The organism is Saccharomonospora iraqiensis subsp. iraqiensis, assembly GCF_000430445.1.
GTDB lineage: Bacteria > Actinomycetota > Actinomycetes > Mycobacteriales > Pseudonocardiaceae > Saccharomonospora > Saccharomonospora iraqiensis.
Map to the genome: position 1 here is coordinate 35,358 of NZ_KE387129.1, position 10,544 is coordinate 45,901.

At 71.6% G+C, this 10,544-nt stretch carries 11 protein-coding genes; 3 read left to right on the plus strand and 8 right to left on the minus strand.

Annotated features, from left to right (window positions below; all coding sequences use genetic code 11):
- The 4 genes from ACTIR_RS0119230 to ACTIR_RS0119245 form a co-directional block, all read right to left on the minus strand.
- A partial coding sequence (locus ACTIR_RS0119230) for a hypothetical protein (RefSeq protein WP_026455491.1) occupies positions 1 to 354 on the minus strand: 354 nt, incomplete at its 3' end.
- Positions 338 to 577, minus strand: coding sequence for a DUF397 domain-containing protein (locus ACTIR_RS0119235; protein WP_026455492.1), 240 nt, complete (start codon positions 575 to 577; stop codon positions 338 to 340). The genes ACTIR_RS0119230 and ACTIR_RS0119235, both read right to left, overlap by 17 nt.
- A gap of 253 nt (positions 578 to 830) precedes the next feature.
- A complete protein-coding gene (locus ACTIR_RS0119240) occupies positions 831 to 1,709 on the minus strand; it encodes a helix-turn-helix domain-containing protein (RefSeq protein ID WP_026455493.1) in 879 nt (292 codons plus the stop codon).
- A gap of 160 nt (positions 1,710 to 1,869) precedes the next feature.
- Complete coding sequence (locus ACTIR_RS0119245) at positions 1,870 to 2,253, minus strand: sterol carrier family protein (protein ID WP_026455494.1); 384 nt, start codon at positions 2,251 to 2,253, stop codon at positions 1,870 to 1,872.
- Positions 2,254 to 2,310: 57 nt separating this feature from the next.
- On the opposite strand from ACTIR_RS0119245, the gene ACTIR_RS0119250 reads away from it, so the two are divergent.
- The 3 genes from ACTIR_RS0119250 to ACTIR_RS24910 all read left to right on the plus strand — a co-directional run bounded on the left by ACTIR_RS0119250 (position 2,311) and on the right by ACTIR_RS24910 (position 5,039).
- Positions 2,311 to 2,922 carry a type VII secretion system-associated protein gene (locus ACTIR_RS0119250; protein WP_026455495.1) on the plus strand — a complete coding sequence of 204 codons (612 nt, stop codon included), beginning with the start codon at positions 2,311 to 2,313 and terminating at the stop codon, positions 2,920 to 2,922.
- A gap of 137 nt (positions 2,923 to 3,059) precedes the next feature.
- Positions 3,060 to 3,977 carry a lysozyme gene (locus ACTIR_RS0119255; protein WP_052583958.1) on the plus strand — a complete coding sequence of 306 codons (918 nt, stop codon included), beginning with the start codon at positions 3,060 to 3,062 and terminating at the stop codon, positions 3,975 to 3,977.
- A 210-nt stretch (positions 3,978 to 4,187) separates the two neighbouring features.
- Entirely contained in the window at positions 4,188 to 5,039 is an 852-nt protein-coding gene (locus ACTIR_RS24910; protein WP_026455497.1) for a hypothetical protein, read from the plus strand.
- 212 nt (positions 5,040 to 5,251) lie between these two features.
- Here the strand turns inward: ACTIR_RS24910 and purL are convergent, their stop codons facing one another.
- The 4 genes from purL to ACTIR_RS0119285 all read right to left on the minus strand — a co-directional run bounded on the left by purL (position 5,252) and on the right by ACTIR_RS0119285 (position 10,341).
- Positions 5,252 to 7,489: a phosphoribosylformylglycinamidine synthase subunit PurL gene (gene purL / locus ACTIR_RS0119270; protein ID WP_052583964.1), complete on the minus strand. Its 2,238-nt coding sequence runs from the start codon at positions 7,487 to 7,489 to the stop codon at positions 5,252 to 5,254.
- Between the two features lie 121 nt (positions 7,490 to 7,610).
- Positions 7,611 to 8,303, minus strand: coding sequence for a phosphoribosylformylglycinamidine synthase subunit PurQ (gene purQ, locus ACTIR_RS0119275; RefSeq protein ID WP_007024327.1), 693 nt, complete (start codon positions 8,301 to 8,303; stop codon positions 7,611 to 7,613).
- Positions 8,300 to 8,539, minus strand: coding sequence for a phosphoribosylformylglycinamidine synthase subunit PurS (gene purS / locus ACTIR_RS0119280; protein WP_007024326.1), 240 nt, complete (start codon positions 8,537 to 8,539; stop codon positions 8,300 to 8,302). Before purS ends, purQ begins: the two co-directional genes overlap by 4 nt.
- Before the next feature lie 329 nt (positions 8,540 to 8,868).
- On the minus strand, positions 8,869 to 10,341 hold the full coding sequence (locus ACTIR_RS0119285) for an aldehyde dehydrogenase family protein (RefSeq protein ID WP_026455499.1): 1,473 nt from the start codon (positions 10,339 to 10,341) through the stop codon (positions 8,869 to 8,871).
- Positions 10,342 to 10,544: the final 203 nt, after the last annotated feature.

The following is a 10,544-nucleotide window of genomic DNA, read 5'->3' on the forward strand; positions in this document are numbered from 1 at the left end:
GCCGCCGGACCGGCGGGGGGCGGACGCCCCGTCCGGCACCTCGGGCAGCGCCAGCAGGGCGTCGACCACCTCGGCCAGCGCGCCGTCCCGGCTCCAGAGGACCGTCCGGGGGGCGAGGATGTCGGCCTCGTCGACCGGCATCCGGGTGGCGTTCACCGCGTCCTCCGCGTCGAGGCGGACGACGTCGACCACGGTACCGTGCGCGCGGACACCGACGATTGTCATGATCTCCCCGCTGTCGTCCCGGGGATGCACGAACCGGTAGCCGTGTTCGATCAGCCGGCCGAGGATCTCCTCGACCTGGCGCGCCTCGGCGGCCTCGTCGGTTCCGGAGAGCTCAGACGGCGAGGTCATCGAACTCACCGTCCTTGACGCCCGCGAGGAACGCGGCGATCTCGGCCTTGGTGTAGACGAGCGCGGGCCCGCGGGGATCACGGGAGTTGCGCATCGCGATTTCCCCACTGCCCAGCGGGGCGACCTCCACGCAGTTGCCCATCGCACCGCTGTAGGCGCTTCTGCGCCACACCACGCCCGCGAGCGACTCCGAGGAGATTCCGTTGTCGACCGTCCTCGCCATGATCCTCACCTTCCCGACTTACACCATTGGAGGATGCATCTGCACGTGCAGTTGATCTTGCAACGCACGGTAGCACGGGCCCCGTGCAGATGTGGATGCACGTGCAGGTGCGAGATCACGAAGTCTTCGTCACAGCGTGAACTGAATCACAACAGGCAACTCCGCGCAGCTCAAACCGCCCTTCCGGGTGACTGTGGACACTCGGGGGCGGCCCCGCGTCCGCGGTGGCGACGGGGTGGGGGCGCGCCCGGGTTCAGGCCTCGGCGCGCACCTTGAGCAACATCTGCCGGGAGCGGTCCGGGGTCTCGGCGTCCACGGCCAACCGGTCGAGCGAGCGCCCGACGAGCTCGATCTCGTCCGGACGGTCCAGGTAGATCCCGCCCGCGATGTGCTCGATGTAGCCGATGTTCGGCAGTTCGGGCTCGGCGAAGCGCAACATCGTGAAGGCCCCTTCGGCCGCGTACCCGCTGCGCTCGTAGGGAACCACCTGGATGGTGATGTGCGGGAGAGTGATCATTTCCAGCAGATGGTCGAGCTGGGCCCGGTGTACCCGTCTGCCCCCGATGGGCCGGTGCAGCACCGACTCGTCCAGCACCACCCACAGCCGGGGCGAGTTCGGGCGGAACAGCAGCCGCTGGCGCCGCATCCGTAGCGCCACCCGCCCCTCGGCGGCGGCACTGGCCGTCTCCGGGAGCCCGTGGGTGATCACCGCACGCGCGTAGTCCTCGGTCTGCAACAGGCCGGGGACGAACTGCAGCTCATAGGTCTGGATCCGGGAGGCGGCCTCCTCCAGCCCGACGAAGTCGTCGAACCAGCGCGGCATGTAGTCGTTGAACTTCTGCCACCAGCCCGGTTGATTGGACGCCTTGACCATGTCGAGGAACACGGCCCGCTCGTCGGGGTCGGCCACCCCGTACAGGGTGAGCAGGTCCCGGACGTCGCGGTCCTTGAAACCGACCCGGCCGAGTTCGAGCCTGCTGATCTTCGACTCGGACGCCCGGATGTGGTAGCCCGCGTCGGCACGGGCGATGTCCGCGCGCTCCCGCAGACGGCGCAGCTGGGCACCGAGGATCATCCGGCGCGCGGTGGGCCCGGTCCCCGGTTCCGCCCCGGAGTCGTCGTGTGCAGCCATGCCGCCTTCCATTCCCCACTCCCGAAACGCCGAGCTGATCCGTCGGACGCGCCCGAGCTGTCGTCCGGCCGGTGAATCGTACCGGAGGAATTCGTCCGATCCTCGAAAGTACACCGTGGACCGCCGTGGGCAAAGCCGTCGTGGTCGCCCCCGGCTCGCCTCAGACCCGCACGACCGGCAGCCGGTGTGCCACCTCGGCGGCCCTGGCGCCGGAGACGTCGACCCGCCCGGACTCCACCGCCTCCGTCCACTCCAGACGCCCGGTCGCCAGCTCCAGCCAGGTGCGGGCGTCGGTCTCCACCACGTTGGGCGGGGTGCCCCGGGTGTGCCTCGGCCCGGCCACGCACTGGACCGCCGCGTACGGCGGCACGCGCATCTCGACACTGCGCCCCGGCGCCACCCCGGCGAGGGTGCGCAGGCTCAACCGCACGGCGGTGGCCAGGTCATCGCGGGCGGGCTCGTCCCCCCGTCCGTCCAGCCACGGGGCGACGGCCGCCACCGCCGCACGCAACTCGCCGGGGTCGACGGACCGTGATTTCGGCATGCTCCAACAGTAAGGTGGAAGCGCAAAGCCCGTACACGGCACGACGTGGGGAAGCGCATGGCCCGTCGCGACGACGCAGACCGCCTGGTGCCCGAGAGGACCACGGCGACCAGGAAGCCGGAGATCACGCGAGAGATGCGGGCGAACGCGAGAGCGAATCCGGACAGCTGGCTGTACGTGATCGACGAGGCGTTCGACCCGCAGGGCAACGTGCCCTCCTGGGCCGTCGTCGGCGCCTACCCGGTCGACGCCCACGGCGAGGTCGTGGACGACTTCCACTTCAACGACCGGTACCGGCCGTCCCCCCGTGCCCTGGGCTACCCCGACCCGGAGAGCAACCTGGAGCATCTGCTCCAACTGGTGCGGACCGGACACCGCCCCCCGGAGGACCTCGCACCCGCGGTGCTCGACGCGACGCTGTACGTCTTCGCGTACTCCCCGACCCAGCGCACCCTGGTCGGGTTCCACGACATCGAGGGCGACGTGGTGGTGCCGGCCTGCACCAGCCGGTCGCTGGCACCTCGGGACTGGTTCTGTGCCCGGCCGGTGCGCGGGCGGGACGTGGTCGAACTGCTCGCGGGCCATCCCCTCGTCCTCAACCCGGACGACATCGCGACGGCCGTCGTGACCGCGCACGACCTGGTGCTGGCGCTCGCCCACGACCGCTGACCCGCCGGGGCCGCGACGGCGCGTCACCGACCCGGGGGAACCGGGAGACACCCACAGGGCGTCTTCTCTCGCCCGGGACGGTGACACCACCGGTGTGGCGGGACCGTTCCCGACCTGCCACCGACCACGGTGGGTGGATGGACACGCACCCGAAGCGACAGCTCGTTCGTCCCGCGACACCCGCCCCCGGCTCCGGCTCCGGACGGGGGAGACGGTTCCGTCTTCCCCTCGGACTCGTCGTCCCGGTCGTCGCCGTCCTGCTCGGGGGCCACACCCCCGCCACGGCCGGACCGCCACCGGACGACAGTGCCCCGGAACCGCACGGTCACGCGATGGGCTCACAGATCGCGCGGGTCGAGGGCGACCACTCGACCCGGTGGTCGCGACAACGGGCACTCGAGCCCCGGGGATTGAACTCCGACGGCGGCCCGGCGACCGCGACGGTCGACGGCATCGACGTCAGCAGCTGGCAGGGCGAGGTCGACTGGGCACACTGGTGGGACGAGGGCAAGAGGTTCGCCTACGTCAAGGCGACCGAGGGCACCGGCTACACCAACCCGTACTTCGACCAGCAGTACGACGGGTCCTACGACGTCGGCATGATCCGCGGCGCCTACCACTTCGCACTGCCGGACCGCTCGTCCGGCGCGGCGCAGGCGGACTACTTCGTCTCGCACGGCGGCGGCTGGTCCGCGGACGGGCAGACCCTTCCCGGGGCGGTCGATCTGGAGTACAACCCGTACGGAGCCACCTGTTACGGCAAGGACCACGACGCGATGGCCGCCTGGATCCGCGAGTTCCACGACACCTACCACGCCCGCACCGGGCGGCATCCGGTGATCTACACGTCGACCAGCTGGTGGGAGCAGTGCGTGGGCACCGCGCAGAGCTTCGCCGACACCGTGCCCCTGTGGGTCGCCCGCTACGATTCGTCGGTCGGCGAGCTCCCGTACGACTGGGACTACCACACCTTCTGGCAGTACACCTCCAGCCCGATCGACCAGAACGTGTTCAACGGCGCCCACGACCGGTTACGCATGCTGGCCATGGGCTGATCGGCGGTCCACGGCCCGCGGCCTCGCCCCGCGGGCCGGTGTGGCCACGCTGCGGAACGGCCCGATCCCGGTTCCCTCCCGCCACGGTGTCGTGGTGATCCGGCACAATGCCACGGGTCACGTGGTCTGGGGGACCCGGTGCCTCCCGGACGTGCGTCCGACATCCGGAACCGCATACCGGGGCGCCGCCCCACGGAAGGCGAGAAGGTCATGACGTACCCACCGCAACCCGGGCAGCCACCGTACGGACATCAGCCGAACCCGTACGACCGATCCGGCTTCCCCGCTTCCGGCGGGTTCCCCCAGCAGGGCGGCCAGTACCCACCCCCGGCGGGCCCACCGCCGCAGCAGGACCCGTACGGGCAGTACGGGGGTTCGTACGGGGACCGGTACGGCGGCCAGTTCGCCGACCAGCAGGGTTGGTACGGACACCAGCCCGGCTACGGGCACCCCGGATACGGTCAGCCCGGCGACGGTGGGTTCGGTGGGCGACCTCCCGGAGGCAAGAACAGGACCGGTTTGTGGATCGGCCTTTCGGCCGCGGTGGTGGCGGTCGTCGCGTTCCTGATCACCGGCCTCGCGGCGCCCGGCTTCCTGCTCGGGGACGAGGAGGACGACACCACCGCGACGGCCACCCTCGACGACCACAGCGGCGACACCGGAACGAACACCGAACCCACCGAACCCACCTTGAGCAGCCCCGCCTTCCCCGGTGTGGAGGAGACGCCGGGCGGGGACAGCGATTCCGCTCCGGCCGCGGGCGGCGAGGCGGGCCGACTCGCGGAGCGGTTCCTCGACACCCTGCACAGCGGGGACGGCGACGCGGCCCTGGGGCAGTTCTGTCCGAACACCACGTCGCTGAGCGAGGAGCACGTCAGCGCCGTCGTGAACGGCTCCGCCGAACTCACCGCCACGCTGTCCGGCGAACCGCGGGAGGACGACTTCGCCACCGTCCATCTGTACGACGTGCGCGGCACGCTGGACGGGAGCGAGACCTCGGGGCTGCTCTCGATCGTCGACGCGCGGGACGAGCTCTGCGTCAGCACCTTCACGCTGTTCTGAACAACACGACACCGCCGGGGACCACTCCCTCGGCAGGAGGCCGCGCGGATGACCCGACCAGCTCCGCGGTGCTCAGCGGAACCGCCGCCGGATCGGCGGTCAATGGCAGCCTCGGCATGCAGGAACTCGGCGGGGCGTACTGCGTCACCTCGCTGATGTTGCAGTGACCGGTGCCCGCCACCGCGGGCGGGCCCGGTCGACCGGGGCGACGGTCAGCCCTCGAACAGTGCCGGGAGCGCACCCTCCCAGGCCGCGCGCAGCTCGTCGAGGCCGAAGGTGGCCACGTCCTGGATCTCCAACGCCCCGGAGTCCGGGTCGACCACACCGGCCTTGCGCCACGGCAGGCCCCGCGCGGAGCACATCTCGGTGAACCGCAGCTCCTCGCTGCGCGGCACCGCCACGAGCACCCGCCCCGCCGACTCGGAGAACAGCTGCACGAAGGGGTCGGCGTCCGGATCGAGCACGAGCCGCGCGCCGCACTGGCCGATCAACGCCATCTCCACGGCCGCCTGCGCCAGCCCCCCGTCCGAGAGGTCGTGCGCCGCGGAGAGCATCCCGTCGCGGGAGCCCGCGACCAGGATCTCGGCCAGCAGCCGCTCCCGCTCCAGGTCCGGGACCGGCGGCGTGCCGCCGAGGTGGCCGTGCACGATCCTCGCCCACGCCGAGCCGCCGAACTCGTCCCGGGTGTCGCCGAGCAGCAGCAGGCTCTCGCCCGCCTCGTTGCCGATCCCGGTGGGGATGCGCCGCCCGACGTCGTCCAGCACACCGAGCACGCCGACCACCGGGGTGGGCAGGATCGCGCGGTCGCCGGTCTGGTTGTAGAAGCTGACGTTGCCGCCGGTCACCGGCACCCCGAGCTCGGCGCAGCCGTCCGCGAGGCCGTGCACGGCCCGCTCGAACTGCCACATCACGCCCGGGTCGTGCGGGGAACCGAAGTTGAGGCAGTTGGACACCGCGGTCGGCATCGCACCGCTGGTGGCGACGTTGCGGTACGCCTCGGCCAGCGCGAGCTGCGTCCCGGTGTACGGGTCGAGGTGGACGAAGCGGCTGTTGCAGTCCGTGGCGACCGCGACCCCGCGGCCGGTCGACTCGTCGATCCGGACCACCCCGGAGTCCGACGGCTGCGCCAGCACGGTGTTGCCGCGCACATAGCGGTCGTACTGCTGGGTGACCCACTCCCGGGAGGCCAGCTCCGGCGACGACACCATCCGCAGCAGGGTGTCCCGCAGCTCGTCCGGTGTGGACGGACGCGGGAGCCGGTCCGGGGTGTTCGCCCGGATGTCGTCCTGCTCCGCGGGCCGCGCGTACGGGCGGTCGTAGACCGGACCCTGGTGGGCGACGGTGCGCGGCGGCACGTCCACCACCGTCTCGCCGTGCCAACGCACCACCAGGTTGTCGCCGTCGGTGACCTCACCGATCTCGGTGGCGAGCACGTCCCATTTCCGGCACACCGCCATGAATTCGTCCACATCGGAAGGACGGACCACGGCGCACATGCGCTCCTGCGACTCGCTGGACAGGATCTCGGCCGGGGTCATGCCCTCGGCGCGCAGCGGAACCCGGTCGAGGTCGACGCGCATCCCGCCGTCGCCGGCCGCGGCCAGTTCCGAGGTCGCGCAGGACAGGCCCGCGCCCCCGAGGTCCTGGATGCCCACGACGAGGCGCTTGTCGAACAGTTCGAGACTGCACTCGATGAGGACCTTCTCGGTGAACGGGTCACCGACCTGCACGCTCGGCAGCTTCCTCCGCCCGCCCGCGCTCTCCGCACCCGAGAACGTGTCGCTGGCCAGCACCGACACCCCGCCGATGCCGTCGAGTCCGGTCCGCGCGCCGAACAGGATGATCTTGTTGCCGGTTCCCGAGGCGTGCGCCAGGTGCAGGTTCTCGGTGCGCATGGCGCCCACGCAGAGCGCGTTCACCAGCGGGTTGCCCGCGTAACTCTCGTCGAACACGACCTCGCCGCCGACGTTGGGCAGGCCGAGGCAGTTGCCGTAACCGGCGATGCCCGCGACGACCCCCGGCAGCACCCGGCGGGTGTCGGCGGCCTCGGCGGGCCCGAACCGCAACGGGTCGGCCACCGCGAGCGGCCGCGCCCCCATCGCGAGGATGTCGCGCACGATGCCGCCGACGCCCGTGGCCGCACCCTGGTACGGCTCCACATAGGACGGATGGTTGTGACTCTCCACCTTGAACGTGACGGCCCAGCCGTCCCCGACGTCCACCACGCCCGCGTTCTCGCCGATCCCGGCGAGCATCTTCGCGCGCATCTCCGGCGTGGTGGTCTCGCCGAAGTAGGCCAGATGCCGCTTCGACGACTTGTACGAGCAGTGCTCGCTCCACATCACCGAGTACATGGCCAGCTCGGCCTCGGTGGGCCTGCGGCCCAGGATGCCGCGGATGCGCTCGTACTCGTCGTCGGCCAGGCCGAGTTCCCGGTACGGCTGAGCCATATCCGGGGTCCGCTCGGCGTGCGCGGTGGTGTCGGGGGTGTCGGGGGTCACGGGTGCGGGGTCGGTCTCGGGTGCTGCCACGGTGTCCAGCCTAGTCGGGCGGGTAGGGGATCGATGCGGGTCAGGCCACCGACGCGGGCGTCCGCCCGAGCGCGTCGAGCGCGGAGTAGAACACCCCGAGACCGTCGTCGGACGGACCGGTGAGCGCGTCGATGGCGTGTTCGGGGTGCGGCATGAGGCCGAACACCCGCCCGTCGGCACTCCGGATGCCGGCGATGTCCCGGCGCGAGCCGTTGGGGTTCTCGTCGACGTAGCGGAACACCACGCGGCCGTCCCCCTCCAGCTCGTCCAACGTCGCCTCGTCGGCGACGTAGCGGCCCTCACCGGACTTGAGCGGGACGAGGATCTCGGCGCCGGGTTCGTACCGGGTGCTCCACACCGACGTGGTGTCCTCCACCCGCAGCCACTGGTCGCGGCAGACGAAGTGCAGCTTCTCGTTGCGCACCAGCGCACCCGGCAGCAGGCCCGCCTCGCACAGGATCTGGAAGCCGTTGCAGATGCCCAGCACCGGCATCCCGCGGCCCGCGGCCTCCACGACCGGGCCCATCACCGGGGCGAACCGCGCGATCGCACCGCACCGCAGGTAGTCGCCGTAGGAGAAGCCACCCGGCACGACCACGGCGTCGACGCCCCGCAGATCGGCGTCGGCGTGCCACAGCGGCACCGCCTCCGCGCCGGACCGGGTCACCGCGCGGGAGGCGTCCACGTCGTCCAGCGTGCCGGGGAAGGTGATGACGCCGATGCGGGCACTCACGCCTCGACCCTCCGCACGGTCCACTCCTCGATCACCGGGTTCGCCAGGAACCCCTCGGCGATCCGGGACAGGGTCTCGTCGTCGACGTCGTCGTCGACTTCCAGCTCGAAGTGTTTGCCCTGGCGGACCCCGCCCACGCCGTCGAAGCCGAGGCGTCCGAGCGCACCGGCGACCGCTTGGCCTTGCGGGTCGAGAATCTCGGGTTTGGGCATGACGTCGACGACTACTCGGGCCACGACAGGCTGCTCCTCGATTTGACGCAGTCGATGCGCCCCGAGCGTAACCCAGAGGCCGAGGAGCCCCCGACACCCCTCGGCCCCCGGGCCGCCTTCTTCACCCGGTTCTCACATTGGTAGACGCGCAGGGGGAGCCCCACGTTGCCCCGCACACCCCGTCCGTATCGATTTCCCCGGATCGGTCGAGCACCCGGCCGCCGACGCGACCGTGCGTGGCCGCGCAGGTGACCGTGAAGGGCACTTTTCCTGCGCCGGACGCAGTGAGGGGCACTTTCCCTGCGTCGAGAGCAGGGAAAGTGCCCCTCACGACACACCCGGGCCGCCGGGGGTCAGCGGCGGCCGTGCAGGCGGCTGACGAGTTTGCGGATGGCGTCCTCGGTCTTGCGGGTGCGGGCGAAGGTGGTCAGGGCGACCGGCGTGGGGAAGCGTTGGCGCGCGATCGACTTCGGGCGGGCGAACTCGCGCAGCCCCTCGGGCCCGTGGATCCGGCCGAAGCCGGAGTCGCCGATGCCGCCGAACGGCAGGGACGCGATGCCCGCGAAGGACAACGGCGCGTTGATCGCGGTCTGCCCGGTGCGGAGCCTGCGGGCCAGCTCCGTCCCCCGGCGCTTGGAGAACACCGTGGAGCCGAGGCCGTAGGTCGAGTTGTTCGCCTTGTCGACGGCCTCGTCCATATCCGCGACGCGGGTGATCGTGACGGTCGGGCCGAAGGTCTCCCGGCACACCGCCTCGGAGTGGTCGGGCACGTCCACCAGCACGGTCGGGCGCACGTAGCGCTCCCCCACGGCGTCCGTGCCGCCGAGCAGGGCCCGCCCGCCCCGGGCGAGGGCGTCGGTGATGTGCGAACGCACCACGTCGAGCTGCGCGGGCATGGTCATCGGGCCGTAGTCCGAACCCGGCTCGACCTTCTTCGCCCGTTCCACGACCTTGTCCACGAACGCGTCGTGGATGTCGGTGTGCGCGTACACCCGCTCGACGCCCACGCAGGTCTGCCCCGCGTTGGAGAACGCGCCCCACACGGCCGCGTCGGCGGCGGCGTCCAGGTCGGCGTCCGCGTCGACCAGCAGCGGGTCCTTCCCGCCCGCCTCGATGATGACCGGCGTGAGCCGCTCCGCGGCGGTGGCCATGATCTTCTTGCCGGTCTCGGCCGAGCCGGTGAAAGCGATCTTGTCCACGTCCGCGCGGGTGAGCGCCGCACCGGTGGCGCCGAAGCCGGTGATCAGATCGAACACCGGGTACTCGGGGACCGCCTCGGCGAAGGCGTCCACCAGCCACCGGCCCACCCCGGGGGTGTACTCACTGGGCTTGAAGACCACGGCGTTCCCCGCCGCGAGGGCGTAGCTGATCGAGCCGAGCGGCGTGAACACCGGGTAGTTCCACGGGCCGATGACGCCGACCACCCCGAGCGGCTGGTACTCCACGGTCGCCGCCTGGTTCGACATCAGCAGTCCGGGGGAACGGCGCTGCCGCCCGAGCACCTTGCGCGCGTTCCGGGCGGCCCACTCGATGTGCTCGACGGCCAGCACCACCTCGAGCTGGGCGTCACCGGCGGGCTTGCCGGTCTCGGCGCTGACGACCGCGCACAGTTCGTCCATGCGGCGGGCGACGACACCCTTCCACCGGCGCAGGCGCTCGGCACGCCCCGCGAAGCCCAGCGAGTCCCACCATCCGGCGGCCTCGCGGGCGCGGGACACGGCCGCGTTCACGTCGTCGGCGCTGTGCACCGGATGGGTCCCGACAACGGCGTCGGTGGCGGGGTCGAGGGAGTCGAACGTCTCGACGGCCTGGGCGGTGCTGGTCATACCGACCACCCTACGACGCGGGAGTGTTACTGACAACACGCCAACAACTTCCCGCGGGGCGTGGTCGGGGCGAGGCCCGTGGTCAGGGCGAGGTCGGGGTGGACCCCGGTGCCGTGTCCGCAACGGGGCCCACCGCGGTCCCGTCCGGACAGCCCACCGGCACGGCGGCACGGACCCCCGCCCGCTCCGCCCTCGCCGACCGC

What these genes read in the sequence shown, in the direction of transcription:
- ACTIR_RS0119235 (WP_026455492.1), bottom strand. Translation starts at nt 577, where the DNA reads ATGGCGAGGACGGTCGACAACGGAATCTCCTCGGAGTCGCTCGCGGGC.
- ACTIR_RS0119240 (WP_026455493.1), bottom strand. Translation starts at nt 1,709, where the DNA reads ATGGCTGCACACGACGACTCCGGGGCGGAACCGGGGACCGGGCCCACC.
- ACTIR_RS0119245 (WP_026455494.1), bottom strand. Translation starts at nt 2,253, where the DNA reads ATGCCGAAATCACGGTCCGTCGACCCCGGCGAGTTGCGTGCGGCGGTG.
- ACTIR_RS0119250 (WP_026455495.1), top strand. Translation starts at nt 2,311, where the DNA reads ATGGCCCGTCGCGACGACGCAGACCGCCTGGTGCCCGAGAGGACCACG.
- ACTIR_RS0119255 (WP_052583958.1), top strand. Translation starts at nt 3,060, where the DNA reads ATGGACACGCACCCGAAGCGACAGCTCGTTCGTCCCGCGACACCCGCC.
- ACTIR_RS24910 (WP_026455497.1), top strand. Translation starts at nt 4,188, where the DNA reads ATGACGTACCCACCGCAACCCGGGCAGCCACCGTACGGACATCAGCCG.
- purL (WP_052583964.1), bottom strand. Translation starts at nt 7,489, where the DNA reads ATGGCTCAGCCGTACCGGGAACTCGGCCTGGCCGACGACGAGTACGAG.
- ACTIR_RS0119285 (WP_026455499.1), bottom strand. Translation starts at nt 10,341, where the DNA reads ATGACCAGCACCGCCCAGGCCGTCGAGACGTTCGACTCCCTCGACCCC.